Genomic DNA, 17,111 nt, shown 5'->3' with positions numbered 1-17,111 from the left:
ACTCTCCCATTCCTTTTGACTTTCAAGATCAAGGAATTAGAATCTTTTTTCAAATGATCTCCCACTTTCAAATCAAGAAAATGAAAGCTAATGTTACTAAAAACCATATTCGAATCACTTGAGTGAATCTGCACCTCTTTCAACCCGTCATCAAAATTCTTAAGCCATACAATTTCCCTTCGAAATTCGAAACTTGATCTATAAAACTCTTTTAGATCATTATCAGCCCTTATTTTGTCAGACACCCAAAAAGCGACACACATAACGAAGAACAGTGAAAACAATATCACTCTGACGCGGTCTTCAGTCATTGGCAATTAATCATTAGGTAGAAGAGAGAATACGTACTTCGCGAATTTGGTAGCAGGTTTCTCACCATGAAATTTAGAACTAACACCTCTCTCTGTCAAAAACCTGATATACCCTTTCTGCTCCTCTATCAATCCTATATCAAATCGTAATTTCTCATCCCCTTGAAACACACTAACTTCTGCAGAACTAGTTGTCGAGCGCGTAACCATTCTTGTCAACTTGTTGACTTCAGTCTTATTGAAATATAATAGAAACTCACCTATAGACTTTCCCTCATTTAACACAACCCTCTTAATGGAAGAATAATCTCCATTAATCTTAGTGTAATCAATAATTACTTCGCTTACAGTTTCCTCACTCAATGCATAGTACTCTTCAGCATCGAACCTCTTGCAACCTGAGCAAAGAAGGAGCAAAACCATAAAGGCAATTGTTATTTTCATTCTGGCTTCAGGTCTGCAAGAAAACGTTCATTTGAGAAACATCACCACTAATAAATATACTCTAACTCCATCAGAGTCTCTCAAAGAGGACTCTGATAAATGCGAGAGCACTCAAGTTAAGAGTACAATACCACAGCCCAAAACCGTTTATCAGCACTAGAATCCTTCCGCTAATTCTTCATAAAAAGATATAATATTTTGGAGGTATTATGAAGATATAATTAGTCCAATTAGATATCTTTCTATGGACGATTCATTGCACTTTTAAAACCCAATTTCAAATGACTGTAGATCTCTATTGGAATATTGCGATTATCTCGAGCTCCCTCTTAGGCATTCTCGTTTTACTCAATCTTTTCGGTTTTGATGTAGACGAAATTGAAATTGATGGTCTCGGAGATGCCTTCTCTTTTAATGCACTCATTGCTTTTTTCTGTATTGCCGGATGGACTGGGTATCTCGCGCATGACATGACAGACATGGGTAGCACATTAATTTTAGGTACATCTGTGGCGGTTGGTGTCGTCTTTTACATTGTCAGCATTTATTTCTTAGACAAACTAAAGGGCATTGAAACCAAAGGCAATGTTCGTATCGAAGGAGCTATTGGACAAACTGGTACGGTCTACCTTACCATTCCTGCCAATCAGCAAGGAGATGGTCAAATTCAAATTACACTTCAAGGTGGACTCAGAACGTACTACGCGCAAACTAAGGGCGATGCTATTCCAACCGGTGAGCAAGTATTGGTTTATGACACCGAAAACAGAAAATTACTTGTGGAAAAATACAATTTAACTTAAAAGACTATATGGAATTTACTTCAACAATCTTGGCCATAGGGATTGGCCTATTATTCTTACTGGTAATCATTTTAATATCTCGCTATAAGCGATGTCCATCGAATAAGATTCTGGTGGTATATGGCAAAGTAGGAAATGATAAAAGTGCCAAATGTATCCATGGTGGTGGTGCCTTGGTCATCCCCGTAATCCAAGACTGGCAATATCTAAACCTCAGTCCCATCCCGATCGAGATAGATCTCAAGGGTGCCCTCTCAAAGCAGAATATCAGGATTAATACGCCCAGTACTTTTACCGTAGGTATTTCTATCAAAGAAGAAATCATGCTTAATGCTGCAGAACGTCTTTTAGGGCTTTCTGAAGATGAAGTCAAAATGCAAGCATTGGACATTATTATCGGTCAACTAAGACTTGTAATTGCCACGCTTTCCATTGAAGAAATTAACAAAGACAGAGAGCAGTTTCTGAGCCTTATCAATAAGCACGTAGCCAGTGAGTTGAATAAGATTGGTTTGGAGCTGATCAACGTAAACATCAAAGATATTACGGACGAATCAGGCTATATCGAAGCTATCGGTAAGAAAGCAGCAGCGGAAGCAATCAACCAAGCCATTGTTGAAGTAGCACAACAAGAGTCTTCTGGAGCTATGGGTCAGGCTAAAGCTTTCAGAGAAAAAGATGTTCAAGTCGCAGTAGAAAGGGCCCAATCTGAAGAGGGTGTGAAAGAGGCCGAAGCGAAGAAAAGAATTGCTATCGCCAATGTAGAAACACAAGCAGCAGTAGGTGAGGCTAAAGCGCAAAGTCAGCAGGAAATTCAGGTAGCCGAGCAAGACGCACTTTCAGATGAAGGTAGAAAAGCTGCTGAGGCACAAAAGCGTGTAAAAATCGCGAACCTGGAAGCAGAGGCAATTGCTGGCGAAAATGAGTCTTCAGCGAAAGAAGCCATCTCGGTGGCAGAACTTGAAGAAAGGAAAGCAGAAGCTAAAAGACGTAGTGATGTAGCAAGAGCAGAATCATTGAAAGCGATTCTCGAAGCTGAGAAGATTGCTGAGTTAGCTCGACTTGAGAAAGAAGAGATCATCAGAAATGAGATCAACAAACGTAAGCAAGTCATCGATGCGGAAGCAAAAGCTCAGGAAACCATCAACCTTGCCAAAGGTGAAGCAGACTCTACCCTCTTGAAATTCCAAGCGGAAGCCAAGGGTATGGAAGAATTGCTAAATGCCAAAGCAGCAGGTTATAAGGAAATCATTGAGGCTTGCGGTGGCGACAGCAAAGCAGCAGCTACCCTACTGCTACTTGAGCAAATGGAAACTTTAGTGAGCAGACAAACTGAGGCGCTTTCTAACCTCAAAATCGATAAGATCACGGTTTGGGATTCTGGTAGTGGATCTTCGGGAGGTGATGGCACAAATGCTACGTCAGGCTTTATCAGAAATTTTATCAGTGCATTGCCTCCAGTTCATGATCTGGCTAAGCAGGTAGGCATCGACCTTCCAGACTATTTAGGTAGTATGACCGCCAATGATGTTCTAGCCAGTATACAAGACAAACATGGTGAAGCTGTTGAAGAAGCAGATGAGGTAGATGAAGTAGATTCTGATAGTGAAACAGAAGAAGATGCTTAGTTGAAATACACGATTCAGATAAAAATGGCCCCGCCCCGAAGTTTCGGGGTGGGGCCTTTTGTTTGTCGTTTTCCCTATATTCGCAGCCATAGATGAAAAGGAGGCTACTATTAATTTATTCTGTCTACGGGCTTATCGTTTTCGCCTTAGTATTTCTTCTACTTCTACCCTTTTTCTTACTCGCCATTTTCATCAAGCCATTGGAAAAAATGGCCTCTACCCTTAATTACATATGGGCAAGGCTTTTCTTTTTCTTCCTTTTCCTCAATCGGACCAAAATAACCTTTGATCAAAAGCTGAATAGAAAACAACGCTATATTTTCTGTGCAAACCACACCTCCTACCTCGACATTCCAACCATCGGCTTGATCGGTCATAACTTCAAATTCATTGGGAAAGCTTCTCTTAAGAAAGTTCCGATCTGGGGCTATATGTATGACAAACTCCACATTCTCGTAGACCGCAAGAGTATGCGAAGCAAGCACAGCACCTGGCTAAATGCCAAAGAAGCGATCGCTCGAGGCTTTAGTATTGTTTTCTTTCCCGAAGGAGGAATCTTATCAAAAGAACCACCTAAAATGGTGGCTTTTAAAGAAGGTAGTTTCCGTATTGCCGTGGAACAACAAATCCCAATAGTGCCTATCACAATTCCTTACAATCATATACTTTTACCAGACGGCATGCCGCTCACCATGCACCCGGGAAAAGTACGAGTTCATGTACATGAGCCTATTTGGCCTGAAGGCAAGGATGACGAGGCCGTAAAAGCGCTCAAGCAAAAAGTACGGAGCACAATTGAAGCTCAGATGGATAAATTTTACAGCGATGGAGGTTGATAAAGAAAGTTTAGCAAAGGTAGCTCACTTGGCCAGATTGAACATTAAGCCTGAGCAGGAAGAAAAGCTGCAAAAGGACATGACCGAAATACTTACCTGGGTTGATAAACTGAAAGAGTTAGACACCGATGGAGTAGCACCACTCACTCATATGACGAACGAGGTAAACGCGCTACGTTCTGATATTGCAAAGAAGACCATCAATACCGATGCTGGGTTAAAGAATGCCCCTGATCATGACGATCAATTCTTTAAAGTACCTAACGTTATGAAGCGCAATGCATAGCTTTGTTGTAGCGTTGCAGATAAATCGAGGCATTGAATAATAAAGGAATCAACTACTTCAAAGTTTTCAGTTATACTCTAACGGTGTGCTGCTTTGGACTTTTCATCTATGCCTTATTTGTGGGAGACAACTTGGCTCTTCCTTGGGAAGTACAGACCACCTTCAAAACGCGCCCCCTACTACTTGAATATTTCCAACTCAATGGTGAAGCATCAGGCCTGTACATAGACCAAATCATAAGCTGGCAAAAATACACCACAGGAGATATCAATTACCTGGCCTGGCCAGAGGCTTTATTATTCCTTGTTTTCTATTTAGCATTGGTCAGCATCACCACCCTTGTCAGCTACTTTGATAGATTCTCCTATTTCATGGTCTCTGGAGTTGTAGTATTCACACTAATACAGCTTCGGCTTGAAGAGTTAGGGATTTCGGACCCATACCTCACCTATGGTGCCATAGGTGGCTACTTTGTCCTTACTTATCTCTTTCAGAGTTTCTTTCCTCAGACCAAGCTTTGGGTTAGGCTGGTGGCCAGTATGACCTTGTATGGAGCACTTGTAGCGATTATTCTCCTCTTGACCAACGCGGCTGACCCATACCTACTCAATATTTCTTATGGCGTATTAAGCCCTATCATCTTCATTACAATTTTCATCGTTTTCATAGCGGGAGACAACATTTTCAGTCTCTTCAAGCTGACTACACAGGGGGCTGTCAATGGTAAGAATAGTTTGAAGCACTTTTCCATTATTGGAAGCATCTATGTACTACTCGCCATTCTACTCTTCCTACAGCGAATAGGCTCCACTGAAATTGATATCTACTTCCTCAACCCTTATGTTCTGCTTACATTCTCTGTAATCTCAGGTTTCTTCAGTATCGAGCGGAAACTGGAAAATATGGCTCAGAATATTGATCTGAGGCTTATTCGCTACTGGCTCTACCCCCTTGGTGCAAGCCTCATGTTTTGTCTTATCTCCTGGGCTCATTTGACTGTCAACGACTCCATTGTTAATGCCATAGAATGGGTGATCATCATTAGTCATATGACCTTCGGTATTGCCTTTTTTGCTTATGCATTGATCAACTTCATCCCTCCTTTACTTTCAAATCTGGAAGTGTGGCCCATCTTCTTCAAGGGTTTGAGAACTCCCATTTTGATGGTACGCCTTATGGCATTCGTACTTTTTCTTGGAGGTATCTTCTATTTAGAAAACAGGCCCTATTATCAGGTAAAGGCAGGTCAATACTCCATGTTGGCTTCTTTAGCGAATAGAATTGACAATGAGCTATTGACCGATCAGTACTACAAACAGAGTGTGTATTTCGACTTCTATAATTTTAAGGCAAACTATTCCCTGACTAGAATTGCCGAAGGCCAAAGAGAAGTCAATGAAGTACCCAATCAGCTAAGAAGTATTTTGGAGGCTTCAATTAATCCTAAAGCCAGAATTGCCTTTGCAAACTACTATGCCGATCGCGACCTACTCTACAGGGAGTTAACTTCTCTCATGAATAGCCCTGAAAGCTCATCAAGTGAGCAGGTGAGAAACAACCTAGGCTTATCCCATTATCGATACAGCAATTACGATTCGGCCTATAGCTACTTTGCTAAAAACGAATCTTCTGTAATCAGTGAGGCGAACTTAGCAGCATTAAATTATGATTTGGCAGCCAATGTCAATTTTGATACGACTGTCACCTACGATCACACCGAAGACATTCATGTGATGATCAATCGCCAGGCGTTAGCCAATGCCCAGAAGGATCAGATTGCCTTTAAGCTTGAATTAGATAAAGACACTTTGCTGATAAGGGAAGACCTATTTTATCTGTACAATGCTGCTTTGAGTCAAAACACCCTGGACCAATCATCAATTCTTAAGTCCATAGACTATTATCTCGGTAGTCAGAAGAATAACATCTATTCTAATTTCCTTCTGATTGCCAAAGCAATGGCACTTTACAATGCCGGGGAAATCAATCAAGCCTTTAAGACCATAGAAACTTCCATATCCTCCAACCAAGGTGCGGCAGGCTTTCCCTATTTCGTTAAGGCCATTTGGGCATATGATCAGGGTCAGGTAGACCTGACAATTGAAGGTTTGGACAGGGCCCAGAAGAATGGCTATAATGAACCTCAAGTGAAAAGCTTTATTGATAAGATCAAGGTCCTCGATGTCTACACCGAAAAAGCGGATATCAGCTCGCTGCTATCAAGATTAGAGGATAATCGTGCTAGTTTAGATAGTGCTGACTATACCAAGCGATTAGAGTCAATTGCCCTCAAAAATGCATTTGACGAGAAAACCACATTGAAAGCCATAAATCTTCTGCGAGAAATCAGTTATTCAGAGAATGCCATTTATGATCTGCTTCTGGAAGCCATTACAGTCAATATTGATTCCCCGGTCCTCTTAGAGGAATATATCTATCAATGTGCGAAAACAGGCTTCAGTAGCTTTGGAAGAACCGCATTGTCTAAAATTGAAGGTATGGTAGACGCCACCATTCATAACGAGATTTCACTCGAGTTCGAAAGACTAATTAGCGCTCGAAGGGAAGACTTACTCAACCGCTAGGACTGGTTTAATAGCTCATTGCACCTATAATCCGTTAGGTTATCCGTTTACGTAAAGAGGTTTTAAACCCTGTCTTCTTTTTGATTCTTTTGAAGTATTAAACCTTTTGCATAATTATTTAGTAGTGTATTAAACTTTTAGTCGATTACTGACGTCAAACGAGTATGAGCAAAACTGTAATTCAAACATCAGATATTTCAAAGATCTACCAAATGGGTAGTGAAACCATTAGGGCTTTGAAATCCGTGAGCATCAATATCAATCAGGGTGAGTACGTTTCCTTTATGGGACCTTCTGGTTCTGGTAAGTCTACCCTCATGAACATGATTGGTTGCTTGGATACCCCTTCTGGTGGACAATATATCCTGAACGGAAATGATGTGAGTGACATGACCGAAAATGAACTCGCTGAAATCAGAAATAAAGAAATTGGCTTCGTTTTCCAGACATTTAATCTTTTACCAAGAGCTTCATCTCTAGAGAATGTAGCACTACCATTGATTTATGCTGGATACAGCAAGTCTGAACGTGAAGAGAAAGCCTTAGCGGCACTTACGGGGGTAGGACTTGGCGATAGAGCACATCATAAGCCAAACGAACTGTCTGGTGGACAGCGACAAAGGGTTGCCATTGCTAGAGCGCTTGTTAATGATCCATCGATTATCCTGGCGGATGAGCCAACAGGAAACTTGGACTCTAAGACCTCATATGATATCATGGATTTGTTTGCTCAATTGCATGACAAGGGCAATACCATCATCATGGTAACGCATGAAGACGATATTGCTCAATATTCACATAGAATCGTCAGATTGAGGGATGGTCTTGTTGAAAAGGATGAAATCAACGAGAACCCTACCAAGGTGAACCCTCTGCGATTACAAAGCGAAGAAGCGTAAATTTGAAAATATATACTAAAACAGGAGATTCAGGCACCACCTCATTATTGGGTGGTGCTCGTGTTTCAAAGGCACACATCAGAATTGAAGCCTATGGAACTGTGGATGAGCTCAATAGCTACATAGGGCTACTTCGGGATCAAGATGTCAATACGAATCGTAAGGACATACTCAAAAACATACAAGACAGGCTCTTTACATTAGGTGCTGAACTTGCCACAGAGCCTGGAAAAGACAAAGTGGTGAAACCCGACCTCTTCGAAGAGGATGTTGTCCAACTCGAAGAGGCAATGGATGCAATGGATCAGGAACTTCCCGCTCTTACCAACTTCATTTTACCTGGCGGACATCAATCCGTTTCCTTTGCCCATATAGCAAGATGTGTCTGTAGAAGGACAGAAAGACTGGTAATTAGTCTCAATGAACTTGAACCGATAGACGGGCTGGTCGTTAGATACCTTAATAGACTTTCGGATTACTTATTTGTATTAGGCCGAAAAATGGCTCAAGACTTAAAGGCTGAGGAAGTACTTTGGGAACCCAGAAAATCAAAAAAGTGAATTCCATAAATAATTGGGTTCTGTAATTTTCTGACAAAAGATTCCTTCCCTTAAAGACACTTTCTCCTTAATATTATTTGGCTATTAAGGATTGTAAGTAGTTGAATATTAACATTTTACATTCGTGACAACGTTTGCAATTTGAGCGTTTTCGGTGTACCTTTGCATTCCAAATTTTAAATGAACTGAATAGATGATAGATACTCAGACCATCCGCATTCAACAGACTAGTCAATCCAGAGTAAACACACTGGACGAAAGCAACATTCCGTTTGGACAGTTATATTCTGACCATATGTTTATTGCTGACTATAAAGATGGCGAATGGCAGGATTTAAGGATTGAGCCCTATCAAAACATCTCGGTTAGTCCCGCCAATAGTGCCCTACACTATGGCATCACAATTTTTGAAGGCTTGAAGGCCTACAGAAACCCACAAGGTGAAATCATGATTTTCAGACCTGAAGCCAATGCAAAAAGGTTGAATATCTCTGCTGAAAGAATGTGTATTCCTGAAGTGCCAGAGGCACTTTTTATGGAGGCACTGACTGAATTGATCAAGTTAGACAGCAGTTGGGTTCCTTCATCACCGAATACTGCTCTTTATATCCGACCATTTGTTTTCGGAGCAGACGAGTATATCGGCATTAGGCCTTCAGAGAATTTCCGTTTTATGATTATCACTTGTCCTGTAGGTGCTTATTACTCACAGCCTGTCAATGTGAAAATCGAAACTAAGTTTTCGCGTGCTTTTGATGGCGGAACAGGATTTGCTAAGGCTGGCGGAAACTATGCTGCTAGTATGTATCCAGCCAAGCTTGCTCAGGAAAAAGGCTTTCATCAGTTAATCTGGACAGATGGAAAGACGCACGAGTATATCGAAGAGTCGGGTACCATGAACGTAATGTTCGTTGTAGATGGAAAAATTCTTACGGCACCCACTTCTGGAACAATTCTTAAGGGAATCACCAGAGACAGTGTTTTAACCATCGCCAGAGAATGGGGAATTGAAGTTGAAGAAAGGCCTATTGCCGTAAAAGAAATAGTAGCGGCTGCGAGAGAAGGCAGACTTGAAGAGGCATTTGGTGTAGGAACTGCTGCCACAATTGCTCCGATTGCAAAAATCGGCTACGAGGAAGAAATACTGGAAATTAACAATCCATCTGGAGGTGAGTTTTCAAGTAAAATTCTGAAAGAGCTCAATGACATTAGAACCGGTGTGATTGAAGATAAATACGGTTGGACTTATAAAGTTTAACATTACTTAACAACGATTTTAACTTATTTAGCGGCCTATATGAATTTGAAAAAACTGTTTTTCGTTCTGGGGCTGCTTTTTTGCTTTCAAGCAGTATCTGCCCAAGCTTATATGGTACTGCGAAAAAAGGGTACTACCCGTAGGTATGAATACCGTGTAGGCAATTACATTGTCTACAAGCAAAAAGGGGAGTCAGACTTTTTTACCGATCGGATTACAGATTTTGCAGATAGCACAGTAGTACTGGAAAATAATATCATCACTCTGGATCAGATTGAGGTGGTGAACGTTTCAAATGCTTTTTCAAATCGCTCTCCCCTACTCAGAAGTGCCGAAGATGTATTGCCAGTAGCTGGTTATGGCCTTTTAGCAATTGATCTATTCAACAATAGTGTAATTGAGGGAAATCCATTCACTTTTGACACTGGTACCACGGCTACAAGTGCAGCATTGGTACTGACCGGGTATAGCCTGAAATGGATGAGGCGTAAGAAAGTAGATCTCACCAACCCCAAATTTGAGGCCTTCATCATTGGATCGTTCTAGATTCCCTGAGTCCGATTTTCTCTCAAACTTAGGTTCTTTGAAACCTTGAATAATCCGGCCCATTTCGCCACCTTTGCATCTTCAAAATTTCAACACCATGACAGCAGATCAGCTGAAGGATTTAAAGGCTCGTATTGCGGCCTTGAGGGGGTATCTTTGACTATGATGTCAAGAAGCGAGAAGTAGAAGAGGAAGAACTCGTTACAGCTCAGCCCGATTTCTGGAACGACCCTAAAGAAGCCGAAAAGGTGCTAAAAGCCATTCGTACCAAAAAGGTATGGACCACGGGTTTTGAAAAAGCCAATGACGCTGTTGAAGATCTTGAAACACTCAATGAGTTCCTTGAAATGGGCGAGGGTGATCCTGAAGAAATCGAGAAAGAATTCCAGAAAGCCACAGAAATCCTGGAAGAACTAGAGTTTAAGAAAATGCTTAGTGGCGAAGAGGATCAACTCAATGCGATGATTGAGATCAATCCCGGAGCTGGTGGCACAGAAAGTAACGATTGGGCCGAAATGCTAATGCGCATGTACATCATGTGGGGTGAGAAGCACGGCATGAAGGTAAAGCAGGTCAATTACCAACCAGGTGACGTTGCTGGAATAAAATCAGCGACCTTAGAATTTGAAGGTGACTTTGCCTATGGACAACTCAAATCCGAATCTGGAGTACACCGCTTGGTTAGAATCTCACCTTTCGATTCTGGAGGAAGAAGGCATACTTCTTTTTCTTCGGTATTTGCCTATCCTATTATAGATGATACCATCGAGATTCATGTCAATCCTTCCGACATCTCTTGGGATACCTTCCGCTCAGGTGGGGCTGGTGGCCAAAATGTGAACAAAGTAGAAACTGGTGTACGGATCAAACACGCACCTACCGGTATTAGCATTGAAAACACCGAAACTCGATCGCAGCTCGAGAATAGAGAACGCGCCATGTCTATGTTAAAGTCAAGGCTTTACCAATTGGAGATGGAAAAGCGCATGCAGGAGCGTGACAAGGTAGAGAGCGAGAAAATGCGTGTAGACTTTGGCTCTCAAATCAGAAACTATGTATTACACCCTTATAAGCTGATCAAAGACAATAGAACCTCTGTGGAAAGAACGGACGTCCAGAACGTATTGGATGGAGACTTAGACGACTTTATAAAAGCATTCTTAATGCAACAGTAATTGATGACAGAGCAAAAAAACATCTTCTCACTTCAGTTTTTCTTGCTCTGCCTCAGTTCGTTCCTTTTCTTCTCGAGCTTTAATATGATCGTACCCGATCTCTATGACTACCTCACCTCTATGGGTGGTGGAGAAATGAAGGGTTACGTTATCTCATTATTTACCATCACTGCTGGCTTATCCAGGCCCTTCAGTGGGAAGCTATCTGATACCATTGGGCGAATTCCGGTGATGATCCTAGGGGCCGGTGTATGCTTTATTATGGGTTTTATGTACCCCTTAGTTGGCACAGTTTGGGCATTTCTACTGCTAAGGTTTTTGCATGGCTTTTCTACAGGGTTCAAACCGACAGGTACCTCTGCCTATATCGCTGACATAGTGCCTGCTCATCGCAGAGGGGAAGCCATGGGTTATTCAGGACTCTTTGGTAGTATTGGCATGGCCGCAGGCCCAAGTTTTGGCCCTAAGATTACAGAGGCCTTCGGCTTAGAAACCATGTTTCACACCTCATCGGTACTTGCATTGCTTTCCGTTCTCATTCTTATTGGAATGAAAGAAACTTTGAAAACCAAACAACGTTTTCACCCACGTCTGCTGAGGGTAAGGAAAAATGAAATCTTTGAACCTCGGGTCTTCAACCCATCATTGTTTTTTCTGCTTACCTCATTCTCATTTGGGGCAGCACTGACCCTAATGCCAGACCTTGCCATTGATGTTGGTTTCAGTCAATCAAACAAAGGAATCTTTTTTGGAGTGTTCGTTCTTTCTTCACTCATTATTCGTGTCTTAGCAGGAAAGGCTTCAGATAAATTTGGGCGGGTCATCGTCTTAAAATATGCTGCTATCGCCATTGTCATAGCCGATCTAATGGTTGCCTTCACCACTTCTCAAACCATGCTAATTGCCAGTTCTATTGCTTTCGGAGTTGCGGTCGGTATGAATACACCCACTATCTATGCCTGGACCATCGATCTGAGTCTTGACAAAGCCAGAGGTAAAGGCATCGCGACCATGTACATCGCATTGGAAATTGGAATTGGCCTAGGTGCATTCATAGCAGGCTATATTTACAGCAATGAGATAGAAAACCTCAGAACCGTGTTCATTGTCTGTGCCATGACAGCATTTTTAGGCTTCCTATTTCTTGTTTTTGGTTTAAATTGGTCCGAGAGAGTCTTTAAAAGATACATCAGTCATGAAAGTTCATAAGTCCTTATTTCCATTTCTTGTCATCTCAATTCTGGATCTAGCAGGACGGCTTAATCATATGGACGAACTCCTTATGATCACAAAGCCACTGTTGATCCCCGCATTGATTTTCTACTTTTTCCAAAAAGCGGCACCTACACCCTTAAACAAATTTATATTTCTTGCCCTGCTTCTCTCCTTTCTTGGAGACACGCTGTTAATGTTCGTTCCAAGATCAGAAACCTTCTTTCTTGCAGGATTAGTGTCCTTCTTACTGGCCCATTTGGTTTACATTCTAATCAATATGAATGCGGTGAATTCGGAAGATCGCACATTGAAATTCGAGTGGTCTGATCTGATTTTTGTGGCATATGGTTTTGCCATATTCTCTGTGATCAATGACAATCTAGGGGATATGTACATTCCAGCATTAATCTATACAGTGGTCATCTGTATGATGGCCATCACAGCAAAAAAACGCAGAAATAGAACTGATAAAATGAGTTTTATGCTCATCATGGCAGGAGCTATTAGTTTCATCATCAGTGACTCCATTCTTGCCTACTCTAAATTTAGTCAGGACTTTGCACTGGCAGACTTTCTGATCATGCTGACCTACATCGTGGCCCAATTCCTAATAGTGCAAGGTCTTATTGTCTTTATACAAAAAATCCGGCCAGAAGCCGGATCTTAATTTTTTTTTCAAAGAGAGGCTTAGTTGATCCTTCTTACTCTGCCACTACCGGCAACACTTGAATTAACGGAGGGTCGACCGCGATAGTAAACACTTCCGCTTCCTGAAATCCTAACATCCAAATTCTCCTGCGCGTTGATAGAACCTCTACCTGAACCTGAAATGGATATCTCGTAATCGTCAACTTTCATTTCCTCGGCCAGGTACTTTCCAGAACCACTGATATTAAGTTTGGCATATTGTGCAGCACCTGACAATTCAATATTTCCAGAACCTGAAATTCTTGAGTCTACATCCTTGGCGTCAAGCTCTAACTCAATATCACCTGAGCCAGAAACTGATACCCTAAAATCATCTGATTTGAATACTGTTTGACCAATAATATCGCCAGAGCCACTAACAAAGGCTCCGTTTAATTCCTTTACTGTGATGTAAACATTGAGCCTCGTTCTTGACCTTCTCCAGCTCCATCTGCTTTTTCCTTCTTCTCCTATGTTCAGTCTTCCACCTCTAACATCCGTTTCTACTCTCTCTAATACATCTTCATCCCCCTCGAGAATCACTTCGTTCTTATCACCTTGCTTGATATAGACTTTCCCGGATAGCCTCATCACTACCTCGTCAAAATCACCAACATCTCGTGTCTCTCTGTTTTGTGAAAAGGCAGTAAGTGTAATGAGCATTAAGCATGTGGCCAATAACGTTTTCATCATAGTATTATTTAATTCAAATTAAAGACTCACCTCAAGATCAAGGGTTGCATTCTCTTGTTCCTTTTTAATAAAATCAGCTGCCTTTTTTCTGGCCAGTCGCTTGAATCGAATAAACAAGGCAAGAGCCGCTGCGGTCAGGCCGATTAATAACCCATACCAAATACCTTCTGGTCCAAGATCCATAGTAAAACCGAGCAGATAACTCATAGGAATCGCAAGCCCCCAATAGGCGATTAGTGTAATGATGGTCGGCACCTTTACGTCCGACATACCCCTAAGCGCTCCCAGACCAACCACCTGAACACCATCTGACAATTGAAAGAACCCTGCAACTATAATAAGTGTAGTGGCAATAGAAATTACCTCGGGTTCATCGACATACAAAGTCGGAAAAAAGCTACTCAGGCTAATGAAAAGAATGGCACAACAAGCCATGAAGGTGAGAGACATTAAAAAGCTTGTATTACCTACCCTTTGCAAGTTGAAACCATCTTTGGCTCCTATTTGATTTCCTATGCGTACTGTTGAGGCCGCTGATATCCCAGACGCCATCATATAACTTAACGACACCAAACTCAATGCGATTTGATGAGCCGCCAGAGGTCCTGTACCTAACCAGCCCATCATTATTGCGGCAACGGTAAAAGCACCTACCTCAAATACGAACTGAATACCACTAGGTACGCCTATTTTCAGCATAGGCTTGAAAAAGTCCGCCTTGATTTTAGCAAACTGAAATGCCGATCGATAAGCCTTGAACCTGTCATATTTGATGACAAAGACATATAATCCTATGGCCATCAAGACCCTGGAAATAAAGGTAGCCCAGCCAGCACCATTTAATCCAAGTTCTGGTAAACCTAGCTTTCCATAAATCAAGAGGTAATTCAATAGAATATTCAGGAGGTTTGCCGCAATGGTGATATACATTGTTGGTTTAGTCACTGAAAGACCCTCCGCGAACTGTCGAAAGTTCTGAAAGATCATCAACGGGATTAAAGACGAGGCAATTATCAGTAAATATGGGGTTCCAAGGATCAGCACCTCCTCTGGTTGCCTTAAGTACGGGAAGAGGTAGGTCGAGCTAAATAAGACCAGAAACAAAATGACGCCCGCTGCCCCACACAAAATTATTCCATGCCTCAACAGTCGGGTAATCTTATGGTCATCATGCTGTCCATCAGCCTGAGCTACCAAAGGTGTAATACCATAGGATAGCCCAATACCGAACATGAGAAATACACCCAAAAAACCATTGGCAAATGAGGCCGCAGCCAATGGTGTCTGACCAAGCTGCCCTACCATAATACTGTCAGCCATACCTACCATGATATGCCCTAGCTGACTGAGCATAACCGGATAAGCCAGGTTGAAGGTTTTATTAAAATGTACTTTGTAGGTAAGTGGCTTCATTGGTTACATCCCTATTTCACGGGCATATCTTAAGATACCTCCTACGGACAAACTATCTGTGATTTTTCCATCCATCACCCAATCAATGGCTTCTTTGAAGGGAAGTTTTTTGACAGTGATGTCTTCTGTTTCGTCAAAATTCGTTTCCCCCTCAGTTAGTCCCCTGGCTACATACACAGCACCAACCTCATCTGTGATGGAGTTTGATGTGTGTATCTTGCATAAAAACTCAATGCTTCCAGCTGTAAGCCCTGTCTCTTCTTCAAGCTCCCGAAGAGCTCCCTCTTTCGAATCTTCGTTCATCGGCACCCCACCCATTGGTATTTCCCAACTGTATTCATTCAAGGTATATCGATATTGGCCCACTAACCAAGTATTCATCTCATCGTCTATCGGAATGATCGCAATAGCCTTATTGTAAAATGAGACTTTGCCATAAATACCTTTCCCCCCCGATGGATTGATCACCTGATATTCGTCAAGACGAATCCATTGATTTTCGTAGACAAGTTCTCCTCTTAAGGTCTTCCAAGGGTTATTATTTTCGGACATGCTCCAAAATTATGGAAAGGTTTCAAGTTCTGAGGCTTAGTGCCTAAGTTTATCCTCATCATGTTAAAATCAAGTTTTGGCTCAGGTAAAATTGAAGCGGGTTGTGACGAAGCAGGTAGGGGCCCTTTGGCAGGTCCTGTGGTGGCATCGGCAGTAGTTCTTCCGGCTAACTATGCCAACCCATTACTAAATGATTCTAAGAAACTCACAAAAAAGGTCCTTGAACAACTTGAAGTAGAAATCAAAAGAGACGCACTAGCGTGGAAAGTGATCGAAGTAAGCCATACTGAGATCGATGAAATTAATATCCTAAATGCATCTTTCATCGCAATGCATAGGGCAGTAGACCGGCTGAATATCAAACCAGAACTTTTACTCATAGATGGCAACCGATTCAAACCCTATAATGGAATTCCCCACGAATGTGTGATCAAAGGTGATGGGAAGTATATGTCGATCGCTGCGGCCTCAATTCTGGCCAAGACCCATAGAGATCGATTTATGACCAATGCAGCTCAACAATACCCGGGCTATGGCTGGGAAACTAATGCCGGTTATCCTACCAAAAAGCATAGGGACGCTATTCGAGAATTAGGGATCACCCCATTACATAGGAAGTCGTTTAGACTGCTCCCAGAACAGCTCGATTTATTCTAAAAGAAAAACCGCATCATAGTCTGATGCGGTTCTCAACAATCTTTTTTAAAAGGTTTTAGTGTTGGTGGTAAACTTTAGCAACAATTCTCCAACCACTGTCGAACTTAAGTAAGCTCAAGTAATCGGTATAGACGTGTTTACCCTGATTGTGTAATTCAATCTTCACTTGAGCTGCATTGCCTGTTACATCAACTGAAGCGAAGTTATGATCCCATTTGTTCTTTTCAGCACTGGCATCATAGCCATTGGCTTTTCTTTTCGCAGTTCCATCTGCCCAGACCTTAATAGGGTACTTACTGATCGCCTCTCCCTTTGGGGAGTAAATAGCAAAGTCTTCGTGAAAACCTTTTCTCATGGCATCAACATCCAACTCATTGAAAGCACCGTTTACGTATGCTTTAAGCACTAGCTCTTTGACCTCCTCTTTTGCAGCTTCATCTTCATCGGACTTAAAAGTAAATGCCAAGCTGGTTGACACCAGCACAAGGGCTGCAAGAATAATAATTTGAGTCTTCTTCATAGTATTGGTTTTTGTAAGTGGTTACATAGTACAGACTTGTAAA

General features: G+C 41.8%; 18 protein-coding genes. 13 read left to right on the top strand and 5 right to left on the bottom strand.

What is annotated here, in order from left to right:
* Nucleotides 1-317: 317 nt before the first annotated feature.
* Nucleotides 318-755: a hypothetical protein gene (locus BFP97_RS19885; protein WP_069844091.1), complete on the bottom strand. Its 438-nt coding sequence runs from the start codon at nt 753-755 to the stop codon at nt 318-320.
* 281 nt (nt 756-1,036) lie between these two features.
* Here BFP97_RS19885 and BFP97_RS19880 point away from each other — a divergent pair, with 281 nt between their 5' ends.
* The 12 genes from BFP97_RS19880 (at nt 1,037) to BFP97_RS19825 (ending at nt 13,213) form a co-directional block, all read left to right on the top strand.
* On the top strand, nt 1,037-1,558 hold the full coding sequence (locus BFP97_RS19880; protein ID WP_069844090.1) for an NfeD family protein: 522 nt from the start codon (nt 1,037-1,039) through the stop codon (nt 1,556-1,558).
* An 8-nt stretch (nt 1,559-1,566) separates the two neighbouring features.
* Entirely contained in the window at nt 1,567-3,186 is a 1,620-nt protein-coding gene (locus BFP97_RS19875; protein WP_069844089.1) for a flotillin family protein, read from the top strand.
* A 92-nt stretch (nt 3,187-3,278) separates the two neighbouring features.
* Nucleotides 3,279-4,022 (top strand): lysophospholipid acyltransferase family protein, encoded by a 744-nt coding sequence (locus BFP97_RS19870; protein ID WP_069844088.1) that lies wholly within the window; start codon nt 3,279-3,281, stop codon nt 4,020-4,022.
* The gene (gene gatC, locus BFP97_RS19865) at nt 4,012-4,308 is read left to right on the top strand and encodes an Asp-tRNA(Asn)/Glu-tRNA(Gln) amidotransferase subunit GatC (protein ID WP_069844087.1); all 297 of its coding nucleotides are present in this window, start codon (nt 4,012-4,014) and stop codon (nt 4,306-4,308) included. Before BFP97_RS19870 ends, gatC begins: the two co-directional genes overlap by 11 nt.
* A gap of 32 nt (nt 4,309-4,340) precedes the next feature.
* On the top strand, nt 4,341-6,893 hold the full coding sequence (locus BFP97_RS19860) for a hypothetical protein (protein ID WP_069844086.1): 2,553 nt from the start codon (nt 4,341-4,343) through the stop codon (nt 6,891-6,893).
* 164 nt (nt 6,894-7,057) lie between these two features.
* Nucleotides 7,058-7,792, top strand: a complete 735-nt coding sequence (locus tag BFP97_RS19855; protein ID WP_069844085.1) for an ABC transporter ATP-binding protein — start codon at nt 7,058-7,060, stop codon at nt 7,790-7,792.
* A gap of 2 nt (nt 7,793-7,794) precedes the next feature.
* Nucleotides 7,795-8,352 carry a cob(I)yrinic acid a,c-diamide adenosyltransferase gene (locus BFP97_RS19850; RefSeq protein ID WP_069844084.1) on the top strand — a complete coding sequence of 186 codons (558 nt, stop codon included), beginning with the start codon at nt 7,795-7,797 and terminating at the stop codon, nt 8,350-8,352.
* Between the two features lie 193 nt (nt 8,353-8,545).
* The gene (locus BFP97_RS19845; protein ID WP_069844083.1) at nt 8,546-9,610 is read left to right on the top strand and encodes a branched-chain amino acid aminotransferase; all 1,065 of its coding nucleotides are present in this window, start codon (nt 8,546-8,548) and stop codon (nt 9,608-9,610) included.
* A gap of 39 nt (nt 9,611-9,649) precedes the next feature.
* Nucleotides 9,650-10,156 (top strand): hypothetical protein, encoded by a 507-nt coding sequence (locus BFP97_RS19840; RefSeq protein WP_069844082.1) that lies wholly within the window; start codon nt 9,650-9,652, stop codon nt 10,154-10,156.
* A 97-nt stretch (nt 10,157-10,253) separates the two neighbouring features.
* Nucleotides 10,254-11,331 (top strand): peptide chain release factor 2 gene (prfB, locus tag BFP97_RS19835; protein ID WP_139135381.1). Its coding sequence is split into 2 segments (ribosomal slippage): nt 10,254-10,313 and nt 10,315-11,331, totalling 1,077 coding nucleotides; the frame shifts between segments, so codons are not numbered across the junction.
* Between the two features lie 3 nt (nt 11,332-11,334).
* On the top strand, nt 11,335-12,540 hold the full coding sequence (locus tag BFP97_RS19830) for an MFS transporter (RefSeq protein ID WP_069844080.1): 1,206 nt from the start codon (nt 11,335-11,337) through the stop codon (nt 12,538-12,540).
* Nucleotides 12,527-13,213, top strand: a complete 687-nt coding sequence (locus tag BFP97_RS19825; protein ID WP_069844079.1) for a lysoplasmalogenase — start codon at nt 12,527-12,529, stop codon at nt 13,211-13,213. Before BFP97_RS19830 ends, BFP97_RS19825 begins: the two co-directional genes overlap by 14 nt.
* Nucleotides 13,214-13,233: 20 nt before the next feature.
* Here BFP97_RS19825 and BFP97_RS19820 read toward each other — a convergent pair whose 3' ends face one another.
* From BFP97_RS19820 to BFP97_RS19810, 3 genes are read right to left on the bottom strand one after another with little or no spacing between them, the layout of a single operon-like run.
* The gene (locus BFP97_RS19820) at nt 13,234-13,926 is read right to left on the bottom strand and encodes a head GIN domain-containing protein (RefSeq protein WP_069844078.1); all 693 of its coding nucleotides are present in this window, start codon (nt 13,924-13,926) and stop codon (nt 13,234-13,236) included.
* 18 nt (nt 13,927-13,944) lie between these two features.
* Nucleotides 13,945-15,339 carry an MATE family efflux transporter gene (locus tag BFP97_RS19815; RefSeq protein WP_069844077.1) on the bottom strand — a complete coding sequence of 465 codons (1,395 nt, stop codon included), beginning with the start codon at nt 15,337-15,339 and terminating at the stop codon, nt 13,945-13,947.
* Between the two features lie 3 nt (nt 15,340-15,342).
* Nucleotides 15,343-15,891, bottom strand: a complete 549-nt coding sequence (locus tag BFP97_RS19810) for an NUDIX domain-containing protein (RefSeq protein WP_069844076.1) — start codon at nt 15,889-15,891, stop codon at nt 15,343-15,345.
* A gap of 60 nt (nt 15,892-15,951) precedes the next feature.
* Here BFP97_RS19810 and BFP97_RS19805 point away from each other — a divergent pair, with 60 nt between their 5' ends.
* The gene (locus BFP97_RS19805; protein ID WP_069844075.1) at nt 15,952-16,548 is read left to right on the top strand and encodes a ribonuclease HII; all 597 of its coding nucleotides are present in this window, start codon (nt 15,952-15,954) and stop codon (nt 16,546-16,548) included.
* A 55-nt stretch (nt 16,549-16,603) separates the two neighbouring features.
* Here BFP97_RS19805 and BFP97_RS19800 read toward each other — a convergent pair whose 3' ends face one another.
* Nucleotides 16,604-17,068: a nuclear transport factor 2 family protein gene (locus tag BFP97_RS19800; protein WP_069844074.1), complete on the bottom strand. Its 465-nt coding sequence runs from the start codon at nt 17,066-17,068 to the stop codon at nt 16,604-16,606.
* Nucleotides 17,069-17,111: the final 43 nt, after the last annotated feature.

This window comes from Roseivirga sp. 4D4 (assembly GCF_001747095.1).
Classification (GTDB): Bacteria; Bacteroidota; Bacteroidia; order Cytophagales; family Cyclobacteriaceae; genus Roseivirga.
The sequence above is the reverse complement of the archived record's forward strand: the minus strand, read 5'-3'. Positions and strand labels throughout refer to the sequence as shown.